This window comes from Streptomyces sp. NPDC001941, from assembly GCF_040296945.1.
Taxonomy (GTDB): Bacteria; Actinomycetota; Actinomycetes; order Streptomycetales; family Streptomycetaceae; genus Streptomyces.
On the sequence record NZ_JBEOYE010000140.1, the window covers coordinates 1 to 17,748 of the forward strand.

18 protein-coding genes and 6 tRNA genes are annotated in these 17,748 nt (G+C 75.3%); 10 read left to right on the top strand and 14 right to left on the bottom strand.

What is annotated here, in order from left to right; genetic code table 11:
* A partial coding sequence (locus ABT160_RS43405) for an SCO7613 C-terminal domain-containing membrane protein (protein ID WP_502984408.1) occupies positions 1-676 on the top strand: 676 nt, incomplete at its 5' end.
* A gap of 56 nt (positions 677-732) precedes the next feature.
* On the opposite strand, the gene ABT160_RS43410 is transcribed toward ABT160_RS43405, so the two are convergent.
* Positions 733-804 (bottom strand) — tRNA-Val (locus ABT160_RS43410).
* Between the two features lie 85 nt (positions 805-889).
* On the bottom strand, positions 890-1,336 hold the full coding sequence (locus tag ABT160_RS43415) for a TIGR02611 family protein (RefSeq protein ID WP_351654891.1): 447 nt from the start codon (positions 1,334-1,336) through the stop codon (positions 890-892).
* A gap of 190 nt (positions 1,337-1,526) precedes the next feature.
* Between ABT160_RS43415 and ABT160_RS43420 the strand changes: the two genes are divergently transcribed.
* Both ABT160_RS43420 and ABT160_RS43425 read left to right on the top strand, forming a co-directional pair.
* Positions 1,527-1,940: an SsgA family sporulation/cell division regulator gene (locus ABT160_RS43420; RefSeq protein ID WP_004002642.1), complete on the top strand. Its 414-nt coding sequence runs from the start codon at positions 1,527-1,529 to the stop codon at positions 1,938-1,940.
* A gap of 308 nt (positions 1,941-2,248) precedes the next feature.
* Positions 2,249-2,806, top strand: coding sequence for a CGNR zinc finger domain-containing protein (locus ABT160_RS43425; protein WP_351654932.1), 558 nt, complete (start codon positions 2,249-2,251; stop codon positions 2,804-2,806).
* Positions 2,807-2,819: 13 nt separating this feature from the next.
* On the opposite strand, the gene ABT160_RS43430 is transcribed toward ABT160_RS43425, so the two are convergent.
* Both ABT160_RS43430 and ABT160_RS43435 read right to left on the bottom strand, forming a co-directional pair.
* The gene (locus tag ABT160_RS43430; protein ID WP_351654894.1) at positions 2,820-2,972 is read right to left on the bottom strand and encodes a hypothetical protein; all 153 of its coding nucleotides are present in this window, start codon (positions 2,970-2,972) and stop codon (positions 2,820-2,822) included.
* Between the two features lie 213 nt (positions 2,973-3,185).
* Positions 3,186-3,626, bottom strand: a complete 441-nt coding sequence (locus tag ABT160_RS43435) for a hypothetical protein (RefSeq protein WP_351654897.1) — start codon at positions 3,624-3,626, stop codon at positions 3,186-3,188.
* Positions 3,627-3,856: 230 nt separating this feature from the next.
* Here ABT160_RS43435 and ABT160_RS43440 point away from each other — a divergent pair, with 230 nt between their 5' ends.
* On the top strand, positions 3,857-4,372 hold the full coding sequence (locus ABT160_RS43440) for a DsbA family protein (protein ID WP_351654900.1): 516 nt from the start codon (positions 3,857-3,859) through the stop codon (positions 4,370-4,372).
* Between the two features lie 43 nt (positions 4,373-4,415).
* Here ABT160_RS43440 and ABT160_RS43445 read toward each other — a convergent pair whose 3' ends face one another.
* Genes ABT160_RS43445 through ABT160_RS43455 form a run of 3 tightly spaced genes read right to left on the bottom strand, consistent with a single transcriptional unit; the run spans position 4,416 to position 7,168 of the window.
* On the bottom strand, positions 4,416-5,252 hold the full coding sequence (locus ABT160_RS43445; protein WP_351654902.1) for a GNAT family N-acetyltransferase: 837 nt from the start codon (positions 5,250-5,252) through the stop codon (positions 4,416-4,418).
* A gap of 42 nt (positions 5,253-5,294) precedes the next feature.
* On the bottom strand, positions 5,295-6,125 hold the full coding sequence (locus ABT160_RS43450; RefSeq protein ID WP_351654905.1) for an aminotransferase class IV: 831 nt from the start codon (positions 6,123-6,125) through the stop codon (positions 5,295-5,297).
* Positions 6,122-7,168, bottom strand: coding sequence for a chorismate-binding protein (locus tag ABT160_RS43455; protein ID WP_351654908.1), 1,047 nt, complete (start codon positions 7,166-7,168; stop codon positions 6,122-6,124). Before ABT160_RS43455 ends, ABT160_RS43450 begins: the two co-directional genes overlap by 4 nt.
* Before the next feature lie 199 nt (positions 7,169-7,367).
* Between ABT160_RS43455 and ABT160_RS43460 the strand changes: the two genes are divergently transcribed.
* The 5 genes from ABT160_RS43460 to ABT160_RS43480 all read left to right on the top strand — a co-directional run bounded on the left by ABT160_RS43460 (position 7,368) and on the right by ABT160_RS43480 (position 7,861).
* Positions 7,368-7,440: transfer RNA gene (locus ABT160_RS43460), tRNA-Gly, on the top strand.
* Positions 7,441-7,475: 35 nt separating this feature from the next.
* A tRNA-Cys gene (locus ABT160_RS43465) sits at positions 7,476-7,549 on the top strand.
* A 1-nt stretch (position 7,550) separates the two neighbouring features.
* Positions 7,551-7,622, top strand: a tRNA-Val gene (locus tag ABT160_RS43470).
* Positions 7,623-7,670: 48 nt separating this feature from the next.
* Positions 7,671-7,742, top strand: a tRNA-Val gene (locus tag ABT160_RS43475).
* A gap of 44 nt (positions 7,743-7,786) precedes the next feature.
* A tRNA-Val gene (locus ABT160_RS43480) sits at positions 7,787-7,861 on the top strand.
* Between the two features lie 107 nt (positions 7,862-7,968).
* Here the strand turns inward: ABT160_RS43480 and ABT160_RS43485 are convergent.
* The 4 genes from ABT160_RS43485 to ABT160_RS43500 all read right to left on the bottom strand — a co-directional run bounded on the left by ABT160_RS43485 (position 7,969) and on the right by ABT160_RS43500 (position 10,284).
* On the bottom strand, positions 7,969-8,259 hold the full coding sequence (locus ABT160_RS43485) for a TFIIB-type zinc ribbon-containing protein (RefSeq protein ID WP_351654911.1): 291 nt from the start codon (positions 8,257-8,259) through the stop codon (positions 7,969-7,971).
* Between the two features lie 40 nt (positions 8,260-8,299).
* The gene (locus tag ABT160_RS43490) at positions 8,300-9,265 is read right to left on the bottom strand and encodes a phosphotransferase family protein (RefSeq protein WP_351654914.1); all 966 of its coding nucleotides are present in this window, start codon (positions 9,263-9,265) and stop codon (positions 8,300-8,302) included.
* Between the two features lie 391 nt (positions 9,266-9,656).
* On the bottom strand, positions 9,657-9,839 hold the full coding sequence (locus ABT160_RS43495; protein WP_351654916.1) for a hypothetical protein: 183 nt from the start codon (positions 9,837-9,839) through the stop codon (positions 9,657-9,659).
* A 187-nt stretch (positions 9,840-10,026) separates the two neighbouring features.
* Complete coding sequence (locus tag ABT160_RS43500) at positions 10,027-10,284, bottom strand: DUF8836 family protein (protein WP_351654919.1); 258 nt, start codon at positions 10,282-10,284, stop codon at positions 10,027-10,029.
* A gap of 198 nt (positions 10,285-10,482) precedes the next feature.
* Between ABT160_RS43500 and ABT160_RS43505 the strand changes: the two genes are divergently transcribed.
* On the top strand, positions 10,483-11,679 hold the full coding sequence (locus ABT160_RS43505; protein WP_502984409.1) for a serine/threonine-protein kinase: 1,197 nt from the start codon (positions 10,483-10,485) through the stop codon (positions 11,677-11,679).
* Positions 11,680-11,706: 27 nt separating this feature from the next.
* Here the strand turns inward: ABT160_RS43505 and ABT160_RS43510 are convergent, their stop codons facing one another.
* From ABT160_RS43510 to cobT, 3 genes are all read right to left on the bottom strand, one after another.
* On the bottom strand, positions 11,707-12,525 hold the full coding sequence (locus ABT160_RS43510) for a TrmH family RNA methyltransferase (RefSeq protein WP_351654925.1): 819 nt from the start codon (positions 12,523-12,525) through the stop codon (positions 11,707-11,709).
* Positions 12,526-12,707: 182 nt separating this feature from the next.
* The gene (gene cobA / locus ABT160_RS43515) at positions 12,708-14,003 is read right to left on the bottom strand and encodes a uroporphyrinogen-III C-methyltransferase (protein WP_351654927.1); all 1,296 of its coding nucleotides are present in this window, start codon (positions 14,001-14,003) and stop codon (positions 12,708-12,710) included.
* Between the two features lie 853 nt (positions 14,004-14,856).
* Positions 14,857-17,748: nicotinate-nucleotide--dimethylbenzimidazole phosphoribosyltransferase (gene cobT, locus ABT160_RS43520; protein ID WP_351654929.1), on the bottom strand; the 2,892-nt coding region annotated here is incomplete at its 5' end.

Sequence of the window (17,748 nt, forward strand, 5' to 3'; positions counted from 1 at the left end):
GGCCGCGCTCGGCCCCCGGCTGCGCTCGCTGCCGACCGAGCTGACCGGGGGCGCCGCCGCCCTGGTCGCGGTCGGCCTCGCGGGTTCCCGCCCGGCCCCGCTGGCCCTGGTCCTGGCGCTGTGCGCGGTGATCGCGGCGGCCACCGCGCTGCGGGCCGAGCGCCGCCCGGCCGCCGGGTACCTGGCCGTCGTGCTGTTCGTCCTGGCCACCTGGGTGCGGCTGTCCGCCTCGGGCGTCTCGGCCCCGGAGGCGTACACCCTCCCGGTGACGGTGCCCGCGCTGCTGGTCGGCGCACTGCGGCGGCGCCGCGACCCGGAGGCGTCGTCCTGGACGGCGTACGGCCCCGGGCTCGCCGCGACCCTGCTGCCGAGCCTCGCCGCCGCCTGGGGCGACGAGGGCTGGACCCGCCCGCTGGCCCTGGGCCTGGCCGCGCTGGCGGTCACCCTGGCCGGGGCCCGCCACCGGCTCCAGGCGCCGCTGGCGCTCGGCTCGCTGGTGCTGGGCCTGGTCGCCCTGCACGAGCTGGCCCCTTACGTGGTCCAGGTCGTCGACGCGCTGCCCCGCTGGCTGCCCCCGGCGCTGGCCGGGCTCCTGCTGCTGGCCGCGGGCGCGACGTACGAGCAGCGGCTGCGCGACGCCCGGCGGCTGCGGGCGCACCTGGGCCGGATGCGCTGAGCCGGGGAACGCCGAAGGCCCGGAGACTCCTTGAGTCTCCGGGCCTTCGGTCCGGGTGGGCGATACTGGGTTCGAACCAGTGACCTCTTCGGTGTGAACGAAGCGCTCTCCCACTGAGCTAATCGCCCGGGCGCACCGCAAACATTACCCCATGTCAGCGGTGCTCCATGACCATCCGCGCACGGGTCGGTCCGGGCGCCGGTCAGCCGTCGGTCACTCGTCGATCTTCCACGGCATCACGATGCCGAACTTCCACACGTAGATGCCGACGAGCACCGCGATGATCACGAGCCCGACGGTGGTCAGGATGATGTTGCGGCGCCGGACCTTCGGATCGAGGGCGCGCTGCGCGGCCTCGGTCACCTTGCGCTTGGTCCAGCGCAGCACGAGCTGGGCCCAGACGAACTCGGTCGCCCAGATCGCCATGCCGCCGAAGATCACCAGCCAGCCGGGCCCGGGCAGCGGCAGCATCACGATGCCGGCGCCCACCACCGCCAGGCCCACCACGAACACGCCCACCTGCCAGCTCAGGTGCAGCGTCCTGCGCGCCTTGATGAACTCCGGCGCCCTGGAGCCCAGAGGGGGCTCGGTTTCGGTCACGTCCCCCGTTGCGGGTGCCACCTCGGTGGCCTTGGCCCGCTCGTCACTCTCCGCGTTCATGCCGCCCAAAGTACCCGACGGCCCGCCGTCACCGGAATGGCCGCATCACCCAAAGTGACCCCCCGCCGTACGAGCGACCTGCGACATCACAAAACGGACAGAGGGGTTTACAACGGCACCGTAGGTGGCATGTCGATTTCGCCGACGTGCGAATCCCCGAGCGCACACTGAGCGAAAGGCCCTGGCGCTTATGAACACCACGGTCAGCTGCGAGCTGCACCTGCGCCTCGTTGTTTCGAGCGAGTCCTCACTGCCTGTACCCGCGGGCCTGCGGTATGACACGGCCGACCCGTATGCCGTGCACGCCACCTTCCACACCGGAGCCGAGGAGACGGTCGAGTGGGTCTTCGCCCGCGACCTTCTCGCCGAGGGCCTGCACCGGCCCACGGGCACCGGCGACGTCCGTGTCTGGCCGTCCCGCAGCCACGGCCAGGGCGTCGTCTGCATCGCGCTGAGCTCCCCGGAGGGCGAAGCCCTGCTCGAAGCCCCCGCACGGGCCCTGGAGTCGTTCCTGAAGAGGACCGACGCCGCGGTCCCGCCGGGCACCGAGCACCGGCACTTCGACCTCGACCAGGAGCTCTCGCACATCCTGGCCGAAAGCTGAGCCAGGCGGAGAGCTGCTCGGCGCCGTCCGACTCGGGGAGACGGCGCCGCGCGGACAGCCCAGATCAGCACCCCACCCAGCAGGGAGTGTCTGCGTGTCACGGCCCCGCCGGCCAGGCGGGATCCTGACGACACGCCCCAGGGCGGACACCGGCGCCGTCGCCGCGCAGCCAGCGCGGTGGCGGCGCCGTCGCGCGCCCGGCGCGAACGCTTCCCCGCGGCCGTCGCGCTCCGTGCACCTCTCGCCCGAGCCGCTAGAGTCAGCGGAATTCCGCGGGTGTCCGCCCGCTGCCAGGCAGGGAGCGAATGGTGCTGATCCCCCACGACACCCGGATCGCGCTCGACACCGTCGTCGATCTGATGAACACGGCTCCCGAGGACGGGCGCCCCGACGAGCTCGCCGACCTCGACGCGCTGTACGGGTTCGTACGCCGCCACGACATCAGCGACGTCGGCTCCCTCGGCGCCCGTGACCTCGCGGCCGTGCGCACCGTGCGGACGCGGTTCGCGGAGGTGTTCGCCGCGACCGGCTCCCCCGCCGCGGCCGCGGTGATCAACCAGTTGGTGGCCGGTGCGGGCACCACGCCCCGGCTCACCGACCACGACGGCTACGACTGGCACGTGCACTACTTCGCGCCGGGCGCCTCGGTGGCCGACCACCTGGCGGCCGACTGCGGCATGGCCCTCGCCTTCATCGTGGTGGCCGGGGAGCAGGAGCGGCTGCGGCGGTGCGAGGCGCCGGACTGCGGGCGCGCCTTCGTGGACCTGTCGCGCAACCGGTCGCGGCGCTACTGCGACAGCCGCACCTGCGGTAATCGGCTCCACGTGGCCGCGTACCGCGCGCGCCGCAAGGAGGCCGCCGGCTGAGCCCCGGGACGGCTCACAGCAGGAACAGGTCGTGGACGGCCGCCATCAGCAGCAGGCAGCCGATCACCCCGAGGAAGATCATCAGGGGTGGCTGGGAGAGCGCGAACAGACAGCCGCGCGGCTCTTCGGTGGGGGCGGGGGACTCGTCCCGCGAGGTATCCAGCATCTCGGGGGCGATGATGACGCAGCCGCACCCCCGCGACGCCCCGAAATGCCGCGCCGCGCCGGGAGTTCACCGGATCATGTGGTCGTGTGTCGAAATCGGCCCGAATGTTGTCGATCTTGCCGCGTATTGGCCCGAGTTGACCAGCGCCCCGCCGAACTCACCTGGGACACGGGCCCGTTGAAGAGCCGCCTGCCCCTTCGAGCCCTTCCGGCCTCAGATGCCGTGCTTCTTCAGGATCGCCTCGATGTCGCTGAAGTCGTCGGCGGCGCCCTGCGCGGGACGCTGCTGCCGGGCCGCGGGGGCCGGGGCGGCGCCCAGCGAGGGGGCGGAGGCGGCCGGGGCGACCGCGTCCTGGCGCGCCGCCCGGGCGGCAGCCCTGCGTTCCTTGCGGGTCCCCCCGGTGCGCCGCTCCACGGTGCGGGTGGTCAGGAAGAGCAGCCAGGCCAGGCCCAGCACCCCGAAGCCCGCCCAGGCGACCGGGCTGAAGGCCGTATTGGCTATCCACTTCACGGCACCGGTCATCACCAGGCCGACCGGTACCAGCGAGTAGGCGGCGAGGCGGGCGGCCGCGAGGAAGCGCCTGCGGTACGCCGTGACCGCGGCGATGCCCAGACCGGCCACGGCCGCGGCGGAGCAAAGGGTCTCGGCAATCATCCGGTCCTCCAGGCGGCCGTCACTGCGGCGTGGGCGATACGTCCCTTCCATCCTGCACCGCCGACCGCCCCCACGGCCACGCCCGGGCCCCGGCTTCAGGGAGATCTCGGGGACATCTCCGGGACGGTCTCCTCCCCAGGTCGGGGTCGGGCCGGTGCGGGACGGGCAGGACGGGGCCGGTGGGACGGGCCCGGTCGGGGCGGGCGGGCGTCAGCTGGGAGACTGGGGGCATGAGCGACACCCCCACCCCCGCCGCCCCCGTCGTCCTGGACGTCTGGTGCGAGCTGCAGTGCACCGACTGCCGCGCCGCCCTGGAGGACGTGCGCGCCCTGCGCGAGCGCTTCGGCGACCGGCTCGACGTACGGCTGCGCCACTTCCCGCTGGACAAGCACAAGCACTCCTTCGCCGCCGCCCAGGCCGCCGAGGAGGCCCTGGAGCAGGGCAGCGGCTGGCCGTACGCGGAGGCCGTGCTGGCCCGCGCCGAGGACCTGGAGCGCCGGGGCGAGCAGCTGCTGGTCGAGGTGGCCGGCGAACTGGGCCTGGACGCCGAGGAGTTCGACACCGCCCTGATCGACGGGCGGCACATCCTGATCGTGGACGCCGACCAGGCCGAGGGCAAGGCGATCGGCGTCACGGGCACGCCGACGTACGTGATCGGCGGCGAGCGCCTCGACGGCGGCAAGAGCCAGGACGGGCTGCGCGAGCGGATCGCGGAGATCGCCGACCGGCTGCTCGCCGCGGGCTGACCGGCCCGGGGGCGCCGCGCCCCCTCGGATCAGGGTCTCGAAGTCAGATCAGGGTCTTGAAGCTGTTCACGTGGGTCGTGGCGTACCCCAGCGAGGCGTACAGGCCCAGCGCCGGGGCGTTGCCCGCGAAGACGTGCAGGCCCAGGCGGTCCGTCCCGGCCCGCAGCGCCCGGTGCTCGGCGAGCAGCATCAGGGTCCGCCCGAAGCCGCGTCCGCGCAGCGCCTCGGTCACCTCGATGTCGTACACGAAACCGCCGCGCCGCCCGGGCTCCAGGTCGCGCACCCCGGTCCACAGGTACCCGGCCAGGGCGCCCTCGTGGAGCGCCACGCTGATGTCGGTGTCCGGGGTGTCCAGGCCCAGCGGCAGGTTCTCCCGCATGCTGGCCTCGGCCTTCGCGCGCGCCTGCGCCTCGGGGACGCCCCGCTCCACCCAGCTGCGGGCGAACTCCTGCTGCGAGCGGGCCGCCCACTCCTCGTACTCCCCCGCCGCCATCCGGCGCACCTCGACGTCCGGCGGCAGCGGCGGGGCGGCGCCCAGCTCCTTGACCATGTTCCGGCTGCGCTCGACGTACCCCAGGGAGACGGCGAGCCGCTGGGCGTGCGGGGACGCGGCAGGCACGGAGATCCGCACCTGGCGGCAGCCCCAGCCGCGCAGCACCTCCTCGGCGGCGAGCGCGGCGACCGCGCCGCGGCCCCTGCGCCGGTCCCGCTCGTCGATGCGCAGGTCGCCGATCTCGCCGATGGCGGCGCCGAAGTCCGGGCTCGTCCTGACTTCGACCGCGCCGACGCGGCGGCTGTTCACGCACACGTCGTAGCCGCGGGACCGCGCGCCGTCGGCGCCTTGCCGGAGCGGCCCGGACGGCCGCAGGGTGGTGGTCATCAGGGGTGTTGTACCTGCCGGGCGGCGCGCCGTCACGCGGTTTTACGGGAGCCGGGGGTCCCGGTCCGCGGCGGCGCGCTCCTCGAAGATCCGCATCGCCTTGGTGGTGACGGGTCCCGGGGCCTCCGCGAGCAGCCGCCCGTCGACCCGGTGGACCGCCTGGACGTCACGGGTGGTGGAGGTCAGGAAGACCTCCTCGGCACGCTCCAGGACGTCCAGCGGCAGGTCGGTCTCCCTGGCCCCGGTCCACTCGACCGTCAGCGCGCGCGTGACGCCCGCCAGGCAGCCGGAGGACAGCGGCGGGGTGTGCAGCTCGCCGTCCAGCACGACGAACACGTTGGATCCGGTGCCCTCGCAGAGCTGCCCCACGGTGTTGCCGAACAGGGCCTCGCTCGCGCCCCGCTCGTGCGCCCGGGCGAGCGCGACGACGTTCTCCGCGTACGAGGTGGTCTTCAGCCCGCTCACCGCGCTCCGCTCGTTGCGCGGCCAGGGGACGGTGATCACGGCGGTGGTGTCGGGCCGGCGCGGGGCGTCGGCGAGGGCGACCACCAGGGTCGGGCCCGCGTCGCCCCGGTCGGAGCCGAGCGGCGAGGGCCCGCCGGTGTACGTGACGCGCAGCCGGGCGAAGGACGAGGGGTTGGCCCCGACCACGGCGGCGCAGGCGCGGCGCACCTCGTCCGGGTCCGGCTCGGCGAGGCCGAGGCCGCGCGCGGAGCGGGCCAGCCGGTCCAGGTGCCGGGTGAGCGCGAAGGTCTCGCCCTCGGTGACCTTGACCGTCTCGAAGACGCCGTCGCCCACGGTGAGGCCGTGGTCCAGCACGGACACCCGCGCCTCGGCCGCCTCGTACAGCTCCCCGTCGACCCAGATCCTCATCCCGCGTTCCTCCCGCTCGCCTCGTACGAGCCCGACGCTACCGCGAGCAGCCTGGAGGCCTTCAGCTCGGTCTCCCGCCACTCCCCCTCGGGGTCCGAGCCCCAGGTGATGCCCGCGCCGGTGCCGAAGCGCAGGGCGTCCGCCGCGCGGTCGACCCAGAAGGTGCGTATGCCGACGGCCAGCTCCGCGGTGCCCCGGTCGGCGTCGACCCAGCCGATGCCGCCGCAGTAGGGGCCGCGCGGGGCGGTCTCCAGCTCCTCGATGATCCGCAGGGCGCTGAACTTGGGGGCGCCGGTGACCGAACCGGGCGGGAAGGTGGCGCCGAGCAGCTCCGCCCAGCCCGCCCCGGCGCGCAGTTCGCCGCTGACCGTGGAGACCAGGTGCACCAGGCCGGGGTGCGGTTCGAGCGCGCACAGCTCGGGGACGGTCACGGAGCCGGTGGCGCAGACCCGGCCCAGGTCGTTGCGGACCAGGTCGACGATCATCACGTTCTCGGCGTGGTCCTTGGGCAGCAGGTCCTCGGCGGTGCGTCCGGTGCCCTTGATCGGCCCGGAGCTGACCGTGCGGCCGTCGCGCCGCAGGTAGAGCTCGGGCGAGGCGGTGGCGATCTCCACGCCGTGCGCGGGCAGCCGGATCGTGCCGGCGTAGGGGGCGGGGTTGCCGCGCGCGAGCAGGGCGGTCAGGTCGTCCACGTCGACCGGGCCGTCGGGCAGCGGGGCGGACAGCACCCGGCAGAGGTTCGCCTGGTAGACCTCGCCCGCCGCGATGTACTCCCGGATCCGGGACACGCCCGCGGTGTACGCGGCGCGGTCGAGGGAGGACGTCCAGTCACCGGCGGCGGGCCCGCGCCAGCGCCCGGGGACGGGGGCGGGCACCGGTTCCCTGCGCACGTCGCCGAAGCGGGCGCAGGTGAGGCGGCCCTCGAAGTCGGCGGCGACGGCCCAGAAGCCGGCCGAGTCCAGTGCCGCGGGGTCGTGGGTGACGTCCCTGAGGTCGGTGGCGACGAGGCCGCCGAAGCGGGCGAGGGGAGCGAGGTCGTGCACGTGGGTGAGTCTAGGGGCGACGGCCCGGGGGTGCCCGGGTGAAGGGACGGGGCCCTCGGCGGGGTCGTACGGGGAGGGGTCCGCCGCACACGGCGTGGGCACAGGTCAGCACGCTGCGGAAACGCGTTTTTGTACTGGCCCGGGAATCCGCTAGAGTTCAACACGTCGCCGGGACGCGCAAGCGGAACGGAACCGACAAGCGGACGTGGCTCAGTTGGTAGAGCATCACCTTGCCAAGGTGAGGGTCGCGAGTTCGAATCTCGTCGTCCGCTCGACGTGGGGGATCTTCCCGACCCCCTGCACTCCTGGTGGAGTGGCCGAGAGGCGAGGCAACGGCCTGCAAAGCCGTCTACACGGGTTCAAATCCCGTCTCCACCTCCAAGGACGATTAGCTCAGCGGGAGAGCGCTTCCCTGACACGGAAGAGGTCACTGGTTCAATCCCAGTATCGTCCACTGGAGCTTCACGAAGATCCGCGAGGATCGGGGCGAAGATCCTTACCCGCGCGATTAGCTCAGCGGGAGAGCGCTTCCCTGACACGGAAGAGGTCACTGGTTCAATCCCAGTATCGCGCACGCAGTATCCTTGCAGCACGCCTCGGCCCCACGGCCCTGGTCCCGCGCGATTAGCTCAGCGGGAGAGCGCTTCCCTGACACGGAAGAGGTCACTGGTTCAATCCCAGTATCGCGCACCACCCGAAGCCCCCGGTGATCCTTCACCGGGGGCTTCGTCGTGCACGCGCGCACGGTACGGCGGGGCGGCCCGCTCCGCCGGGCGCGGGCCGCCGGGCCGTCCGCCGGTTCAGGAGGAGAAGAGCATCCGGCCGAAGCCCCGATGGCCGTGGTGACCGTGGTGGCCGCCGTGGTGACCGCCGTGGTGCGGGGCGCCCCAGGCGGGGGCCGACGGGGCGGGGTAGGCCTGCGGGGCCGGCGGCGCGGGCGGCGCCTGCTGCTGCCACTGCGACTCCAGGCGGGTCAGGGCCTCCAGCTCGCCGTAGTCCAGGAATATGCCGCGGCAGCCGCTGCACTGCTCGATCTGGACGCCGTTGCGGTTGTACGTGTGCATGGGCGCGTGGCACTTGGGACACTGCATGATCGGCTCAACTCCCCGTCGATCGGATGGTGTGCTCACCCTACGACGGGGCCGCCGCCCCCAACTCGGGCGGGAGGGAGGCGATTCTGGCGCACGCGTCGGTCATCGTGCGCTCCACCTCGTCCAGCGCGCGCCCCTGCTCGGACGACTTGGCGACCGCCAGCGCCGCCGTCTGGACCGTCAGGGCGCGGGCCGGGACGTCGAGTCGGGGCCAGGGGTCGCACTCCCCCGGCTCCCCCGTCCCCGGTGGTACGGCGGGGCCGCCCGCGGCGCGGTAGGCGCCCAGGAAGCGCCCGAACACGTCGGGGCCGAGGAGCCCGGCCGCGTACCAGGCGGCGGGGCGCGCCAGGTCCCAGGCGGGGTCGCCGACGCCCAGGTCGTCCACGTCGATGAGCAACCAGTCCCCGTCGCCCTCGGGGTGGCGCACCAGCTGGCCGAGGTGCAGGTCGCCGTGGGTCAGCCGGGTCCCGGGGTCCGGGGCCTCGCCCCTGGCCCACGCCGGGAGGGTGCGCCAGGCGGCCTCGACGACCGGGGCGAGCGGGTGGCCGGGGGCGGCGGCGCGCATCCGGGTCAGGGCGCGGACGGCCTTGAGGGGGCCGCGCATCGGCGGGAGCGGGTGCGGGGGCGGCGTGCGGTGGAGGCGGGCGAGGAGGGTGGCGACGGCCTCCCAGGGGGCGTCCTCGGGGTGGTCCGGGTCGACCGGGGTCCCGTACGGCCAGAGGGAGACGCCGGGCGGGGTGCCCCCGGGCGCGGGCAGCCGCGGGAGGAGGACGCCGCGCAGGGCCGGGTGGGCGGCGGTGGCCAGGCGGGGGGCCAGTTCCTCGGCGGGCACCGCGGGGTCGTGGGACTTGGCGACGACGGCGCCGTGGCGGACGAGGGTGGCGTCGGGGCGGGCGGCGAGGGTGAGTTCGGGGCAGTGGCAGGGGGTGGGGGTGCTGGGGTGCGTGGGGGTGGGGTGGGCGGCGGCGCGGGCGGCGGTGAGGAGGGGGCGGTGGTCGGGGGGCACGTGGGGAGGGTACGCAGGGGGCGGGGGTGCGGCTGGGGGTGGGGGCACGTGCGTGCGGGGACCAGGTGGGTGCGGGGCCACGGGGTGGGGGCCTTGGGGTGCCCCTCCCCGCCCCTTCCCTCAAGCCTCCGGCGGTGAAAGGGGGGAAGGTTCTCGGGGGCTTCGCCCCCGAACCCCGAGCGGGGCTGCGCCCCTGCACCCCGCTGCGGGGCGCGGGCCGTCCGGGAGGGTTGGGCGCGCCGTCCCGAAGGGGCGTGCGCCGTGGGGATGCGCGAGGGCCGGTCGGCTGGAAGCCGACCGGCCCTTCACTGCCGTCCGCCGCACCCCCGTCCCCACGGGGTTATGGCCGGATGTCCCGACCCGGGCCGCTCTCCCGGGTCCGGGGCGCCGCTCAGCGCCCCAGCATCACGCCCACGGACGACGCCTGTGTGACCACTGCGTCCCAGCCTCCGAAGGCGAAGACGAGCAGGGCCGCGAGAGGGAGGACCATGGCCGTGGCCACCAGGGGGTGGCGGCGGGGCGACGCCTCGCGTCGGCGTGTGCGGATGAACGCTCGTGCTGCCGTGTCCGCCATGGCCCTCTCCTGTCGTGTCTGTGAGCGGCGAGTGTCGGACCTCGGGGGACGAGCGCTGCACTCGCCGCTTGACATCAACAGTAGGGACGCGGGAGGCCCCGGACGTCATGCCCGCGTACCTAATCGGGGGCCTACGCGAGGAGGAGCGCGCGGCTTCTCACGTACTCCCCTGGGTGGAGAAGCGGTACTAGGACCTAGGGTCTTCCCCGAGGGGGCCCTCGCCGGGGGCCTCGCGGGGCACCGGCTGTTCCACCAGGGCCAGCACCCGGGTCGCCATGAACCGGGCCGTGCGCACCACCGATCCGCTGCGGGTGACTTCGCTCACTTCCACCACCCCCCTGCGGACCGCCGTCTCGACCCGGCGGCCCGCCCTGCTGGCCACCACTTCGTACGTCCGCGTCGTGTCACCGGCGTCCACGACTATCTCGACACGATCACCCTTCATCGACCCAATCCCCCTTCTGCGACGCACTCTTGAGAACTCGCACGGGACGGGGAGCCAGGATCGGCGGCTCCCTGACCACCCTTCAAGTTTCCCATCCAGCACTGACAATCGATCCTGCGGCGAGGGCGCGGCCTATGCACGCCCCGGGTCGCGGGTACGTAAGCTGTGCCACGTCAAACGGATAACCGGCCTGCGGGGATGGACATGGCGATGATGCGGCTCCGGCGCGAGGATCCGCGTGTCGTCGGCTCGTTCAGGCTTCACCGGCGGCTGGGCGCGGGCGGCATGGGCGTCGTCTACCTGGGATCGGACCGGCGCGGGCAGCGCGTGGCGCTCAAGGTGATCCGCCCCGACCTGGCCGAGGACGCCGAGTTCCGCTCCCGCTTCGCCCGCGAGGTGTCCGCCGCACGGCGGATCCGCGGCGGCTGTACGGCGCGCCTGGTTGCGGCCGACCTGGACGCCGAACGCCCCTGGTTCGCCACCCAGTACGTCCCCGGTCCCTCGCTGCACGACCGGGTCGCCGAGGAGGGGCCGCTGCGGGCCGCCGAGGTGGCCGCGATCGGTGCCGCGCTCTCCGAGGGCCTGGTGGCCGTGCACGAGGCCGGGGTGGTCCACCGGGACCTCAAGCCCTCGAACATCCTGCTCTCCCCCAAGGGCCCCCGGATCATCGACTTCGGCATCGCCTGGGCCACCGGGGCCTCCACCCTCACCCACGTCGGCACGGCGGTGGGCTCCCCCGGCTTCCTGGCCCCCGAGCAGGTGCGCGGCGCCGCGGTGAACCCGGCGACGGACGTCTTCTCGCTGGGCGCCACCCTGGCGTACGCCGCGACCGGTGACTCGCCCTTCGGGCACGGCAGTTCGGAGGTCATGCTCTACCGCGTGGTGCACGAGGAGGCGCACCTGCACGGGGTGCCCGACGCCCTGGCGCCGCTGGTACGGGCCTGTCTGGCCAAGGACCCCGAGGACCGGCCGAGCACCCTGCAACTGTCCATGCGGCTCAAGGAGATCGCCGCCCGCGAGGCGCAGGGCCTGCCCGAGGCCCGGCACGCGGAGGCCCGTCCACCCGCCCAGCGCGAGCGGGTCGAGGACGAGCGGCCCACCTCCCGCTACACCGGGCGGACCGAGCGGCGCGGCGCGGGCGCCCCGCCCCGCACCGGTCCTTCGCGCACCGGCGGGACGCCGTCGCGCACCGGGGGGACCCGGCCGCAGCAGCCCCGTACCGGATCGCGCACGGCGGGACGGCCCGCGCCCGGGTCGCGGCCCGGCGGCCGGCCCACCTCGGCCGGGCGCAGGCCCGCCAATCCGCGGCTGCTGCGCCAGCGGATCTTCGTCTTCGTGGTGGTCACCCTGATCGTGGCGCTCGGGATCACCGTGGCGCAGAGCCTGCGGGGCTGAGGCCCGGCGCCGGACCGGCCGGGAGGGTCAGAGGCCCGGGCGGCCGGTGGCGAGGGCGTAGAAGGCGACGGCCGCGGCCGCGCCCACGTTCAGCGAGTCCACGCCGTGCGCCATCGGGATGCGCACCCACTCGTCGGCGGCCATCAGCGCCTGCCGGGACAGCCCCTCGCCCTCGGCGCCGAGCATCAGCGCGACCCGCTCCATGCGGTGCGGGGCGGTCTCGTCGAGGGTCTTGGCCTTCTCGTCGGGGGTGAGCGCGAGCAGGTTGTAGCCCGCCTCCCGCACCCCTTCCAGGCCCTTGGGCCAGCTGTCCAGACGCGCGTACGGCACCGAGAAGACCGCGCCCATGGAGACCTTCACCGAGCGCCGGTAGAGCGGGTCGGCGCAGTCCGGCGAGAGCAGGACCGCGTCCATGCCCAGGGCGGCGGCGCTGCGGAAGATCGCGCCGATGTTGGTGTGGTCGTTGACGGACTCCATCACGACCACCCGGCGGGCGCTCTGCAGCAGCTCGTCGGCGGTGGGCAGCGGCTTGCGCTGCATGGACGCCAGGGCGCCGCGGTGCACGTGGTAGCCGGTGACGCGCTCGGCGAGCTCGGGGCTCACCGCGTAGACGGGGGCCGGGAGTTCGTCGATGACGTCGCGCATGACGTCCACCCACTTGGCCGAGAGCAGCATGGACCGCATCTCGTAACCGGCGTCCTTGGCCCGTCTGATGACCTTCTCGCCCTCGGCGATGAACAGGCCCTCCGCGGGCTCGCGCTTGCGGCGCAGCTCGACGTCGGTCAGGCCCGTGTAGTCGCGCAGGCGGGGGTCGTCGGGGTCGTCGACAGTGATGAGATCGGCCACAGGGTGATACTGCCTTGTCCGGGGTGAGGTGCCAACGGCCGCGGGTGCGGGCATTGGGGAGGGTGGGGCGGGCGGGGCGCCCGGGGCGGGGGTGACGGGGCCCGGGGCGCAGGGTCCGGGGGTGCTGGGATCGGGGGTGCAGGGTCCGGGGGTGCTGGGGTCGGGGGCGCTGGGGTCGGGGGTCAGCGCGCGGGCTTGTCGGGGCCCTCCGCGACGACCTCGCCGACCACGATGACCGCGGGCGGGCGCACGTCCTCGGCCTTGACCACCCCGGCGACCGTGGCGAGCGTGGCGTCCACGCGGCGCTGGGCCGCCGTGGTGCCCTCCTGGACGAGCGCCAGGGGGGTGTCGGGGGACTTGCCGTGCGCGACCAGGGCCTCGGCGATGGCGCCTATCTTGTCGACCCCCATCAGGATCACCAGGGTGCCGCGCAGCTTCGCCAGCGCCGCCCAGTCGACCAGCGAGCGCGGGTCGTCGGGCGCCACGTGCCCGCTGACCACGGTGAACTCATGGGCCACCCCCCGGTGGGTGACCGGGATGCCGGCCGCGCCGGGCACCGAGATGGAGCTGGAGATGCCGGGGACCACCGTGCAGGCGATGCCCTCGGCGGCCAGCGCCTGGGCCTCCTCCATGCCGCGGCCGAAGACGAACGGGTCGCCGCCCTTGAGCCGCACCACCGACTTGCCGGCCTTGGCGTGCTCGACGAGCGCGTTGTTGATGGCCTCCTGGGCCATGAAGCGGCCGTACGGGATCTTCGCGGCGTCGATCACCTCGACGTGCGGCGGCAGTTCGTCCAGCAGGTCGCGGGGGCCGAGCCGGTCCGCGATGACGACGTCGGCCTCGGCGAGCAGCCGGCGGCCGCGCACCGTGATCAGGTCCGGGTCGCCGGGGCCGCCGCCGACCAGGGCGACGGACGGGGACTTGGCGCGGTGCTGCGGGGCGGCCAGGGAGCCGTCGCGCAGGCCCTCCACGATCGCGTCGCGCACGGCGGCGGAGCGGCGCGGGTCGCGGCCAGTGAGCACGGCCACGGTGACGCCCTCGCTGCGGCCGGTGGCCGGGGTCCAGGCGGTGGCGGCCTCGGCGTCGTCGGAGCGCACGCACCAGACGCGGTGGCGCTCGGCCTCGGCGGAGGCGCGGGCGTTGGCGCCGGGGTTCTGGGTGGCGACGAGCACGTACCAGGCGTCCGCCAGGTCGCCGTCCTCGTACCGCCGGCGGACCCAGGTCAGCTCGCCCGCCTCGGCCATCGCCTCCACGGAGGGGGTGGCGGACGGGGAGACCAGGGTGATGTCGGCGCCCGCGGCGATCAGCGCGGGGAGCCGGCGCTGGGCGACCTGGCCGCCGCCGAGGACCACGACGCGACGCCCGCGCAGCCGCAGGCCCACGGGGTAGGCGGGGGCGTCGGGGGCCGGGGTGGAGGTGCTGGGGCTGGTGCTGGGGGCGTGCCCCTCCGGGGCGGTGTGCTCGTCGTGCTCGCGCATGGCGGTGCGGCTCCTTGGGCGGGGTCCGGTGCGGTGGGTGCGGGGGTGCGGTGCCGGATGGGCCTGGGTTGCCGCTGCGGCGGTGAAGCGGCTGGTGAGGGGCGTGCTGGGACCAGGGTACGTCGCGGGGGGTGCGGGGTCTTGGGGGCGTCGGGCCTTGGGGGGTGGGGCTTGGGTCCTGGGGGTTGGGCGGGGGCGGGGCTGTCCGGGGCCGGGGGCTTCGCGGGGCGCCCTGGACCGTGCTCCCGGGCCCTCCGGAGCCGCCCCGCCCCGTGTATCCAGCCCCTCCGGCGCTTGAGGAGCGGGGGTCTGAGGGCGGTCATTCGGCACCGGTACCTCGGGGGCCTTCGCAGCCGGGTCCGTGGTTGCCCGCCGTTCGGAGGCGTCCGGCAAAATCCAGCCCCTCCGGCGTTTGAGGAGCGGGGTCTGGGGCGGAGCCCCAGGGACCCGGGCCCGTCGGCCCCGCGCCAACCGGTGTCGCCGTACCCGCCGGAGGCTTTCGGGAAGGGGCGGGGTGGGGTACGTGTCTTGGGCCCGGGCCCACGAGGACCCGAGGCACCCGGGGTGCGGGCCTTGGAGTCCCCTACCCGCCCCTTCCCGAAAGCCTCCGGCGGCGGGAGGGGCGGGGAGTTGGGCTCGGGCCCACGACCCCCGGGTCCGTCCTCAAGCGCCGGACGGGCTGGGGTGTGCGGCGGAGAGTTGGGCTCGGGCCCGCCGGCCCCAGGTCCGTCCTCAAGCGCCGGACCGAGTGGGTTTCCCCGGGTGGGCCCGGGATCGCCGGGTGGGCCCGGGTGGGCGCAGGGGCCCTGCCCTCGGAAAGGGGCCCTTCGCGGGCCGGGCCCCCAGAGTCCCGTTACTTCTCCGTCACGCCCGCCGAGTCGAACGTCGCCACCTCGTGCATCGCCCTCGCCGCGCTCTGGATCACCGGCAGCGCGAGCAGGGCGCCCGTGCCCTCGCCCAGGCGGAGGTCCAGGTCGACCAGGGGGCGCAGGCCCAGTTTGTTCAGGGCCGCGACGTGGCCCGGCTCCGCGCTGCGGTGGCCCGCGATGCAGGCCGCCAGGGCCTCCGGGGCCACGGCGCGGGCCACCAGGGCCGCCGCGCCCGCCGAGACGCCGTCCAGGACGACCGGCGTGCGCAGTGACGCGCCGCCCAGGATGAAGCCGACCAGGGCCGCGTGCTCCAGGCCGCCGACCGCGGCGAGGACGCCGATCGGGTCGGCCGGGTCGGGGCGGTGCAGGTCGAGGGCCCGGCGGACCACGTCGACCTTGCGGGCGTGCATCTCGTCGTTGATGCCCGTGCCCCGGCCGGTGACCTCGGCGGCGTCGACGCCCGTGTACACGGAGATCAGGGCGGCGGACGCGGTGGTGTTCGCGATGCCCATCTCACCGGTCAGCAGCGCCTTGTTGCCCGCCGCCACCAGGTCGCGCGCGGTCTCGATGCCGACCTCGACCGCGGCCAGCACCTCCTCGCGGGTGAGCGCGGGGCCCGTGGTGAAGTCACCGGTGCCCGCGCGCACCTTGCGGGGCAGCAGGCCCGGGGTGGCCGGCAGTTCGCAGGCCACGCCCACGTCGATCACGCAGACCTCGGCGCCCACCTGGTTGGCGAACGCGTTGCAGACCGCGCCGCCGCCCAGGAAGTTGGCCACCATCTGCGCCGTGACCTCCTGGGGCCACGCGGTCACGCCCTGGGCGTGCACGCCGTGGTCGCCCGCGAAGATCGCGACCGCCGCGGGCTCCGGGATGGGCGGCGGGCACATCCGGGACAGCCCGGAGAGCTGGGCGGAGAGGATCTCCAGCATGCCGAGCGCACCGGCGGGCTTGGTCATCCGCTTCTGGCGCTCCCAGGCCTCGCCGAGCGCCTTGGCGTCCAGCGGGCGGATGTTGGAGACGGTCTCCTGGAGCAGGTCGTGCGGCTCCTCGCCGGGCAGCGCCCGGCGGCCGTACGTCTCTTCGTGGACCACCCAGGACAGCGGACGGCGCTTGGACCAGCCCGCCTGCATCAGCTCGGGCTCCTCGGGGAACTCGTCGACGTACCCCACGCAGAGGTAGGCGACGACCTCCAGGTGCTCGGGCAGGCCCAGGGCGCGGACCATCTCGCGCTCGTCGAAGAAGCTGACCCAGCCGACGCCGAGGCCCTCGGCGCGGGCGGCGAGCCAGAGGTTCTCGACCGCGAGCGCGGAGGAGTACGGGGCCATCTGCGGCTGGGTGTGCCGGCCCAGGGTGTGGCGGCCGCCGCGGGTGGGGTCGGCGGTCACGACGATGTTGACCGGCGTCTCGAGGATCGCCTCGATCTTCAGTTCCTTGAACTGCTTGGCCCGGCCCTTGGGCAGCGACCGGGCGTACGCGTCGCGCTGGCGCACGGCCAGTTCGTGCATCGTGCGCCGGGTCTCGGCGGAGCGGATGACGACGAAGTCCCAGGGCTGCGAGTGGCCGACCGAGGGGGCGGTGTGCGCGGCCTCCAGGACCCGCAGGAGCACCTCGTGCGGGATCGGGTCGGGGCGGAAGCCGTTGCGGATGTCGCGGCGCTCGCGCATCACGCGCAGCACGGCCTCGCGCTCGGCGTCGTCGTAGCCGGGGGCGGCGGCCGGGGCCGCCTGCGCCTCCGCGGGGGCGGGGACGAGGTCCGGTTCCGGTTCCGGGGCGACGACAGGGGTCGCCTCGGGTTCCGGGGCCTGCTCCGCGGCGAGCTGGGGTTCCGGGAGCTCCTGGGCGGCCTCCGGCTCGGGCGCCGGGGCCTCGGCGGGCTCCTCGGCCACCACCGGTTCCGGCGCGACCGCGACCGGGGCCGGAGCGACCGGCGGCAGCAGCGGCTCGGGGCCGCCGAGCAGCGGGGTGGCGGGGGTCACCGGGGGCTCCGCGGGGCCCTGCGGCTCGGCCGGGCCCTGGCCCTGGGCGGGGGCGCCGCCGTCGCGGGGGGCCGGGACCACCGGCTCGGGGGCGGTGACCTCGGTGACCGCCTCGGGGGCGGGCGCCGGCTCCTCGGCGGGCTGCTCGGACGGTACGGCGACGGCCTGCGCCACCGGGGCCTGCTCCGGGACGGCGGCCGGGGCCTGCTCCTCGTGCGGCGCGGCCAGTACGGCGACCGGCGCGGGGGCCAGGTGCGGGCCGGTCGGGACGGCGCCCTCGACGGGCACGAACTGGCCCACCGGCTCCGGGACGACCGTTTCTGCTGGTGCGACGGGAGCCTGCTGGGGCTGCTGGGGCAGCTGCTGCGGCACCGGGGACACGGGCGGCACCGACGCCACCGGGGACGTGGGCGACACCGGGGACTCCGGCGGCTGCGCGGACCACGGGGCACCGGCCTGCGGCGGGATCTCGCCCAGCTGCGGACCGGGCAGCACGCTCTGCGCCGGGGCGGCGGTGTCCTCGCGGGGCACGTCGAGGTACTCGGGGCCGGAGGTGGCCGGGCCGGGGACGCTGACCGGCACCGGGGGCACGGGCGTGCCGGCCGGGCCGCGGTCGGCCAGCGAGCGGACCACGCCGCCGGTCGGGGCCTCGGGCACGGGCGGGCCCATGTGCAGCGGGCGGCGCGCGGGCGGCGGGGTGGGCATCGAGGTGGTCGGCGGGACCCGGACGGCGCCGAGGTCGACGGAGCCGGAGTCGCGGCCCCCCGCCTCGTGCGCGCCGGCCTCGTGGACCTGGGGGGCCGCCGGCTGCTCGGCGGGGGCCTGCTCGGGCACCGCGGCGGCGGGGGCGGCCGGGACCTCGGCGGCGGGCTGCTCCGGGGCCTGCGGCCCGGGGGCGTC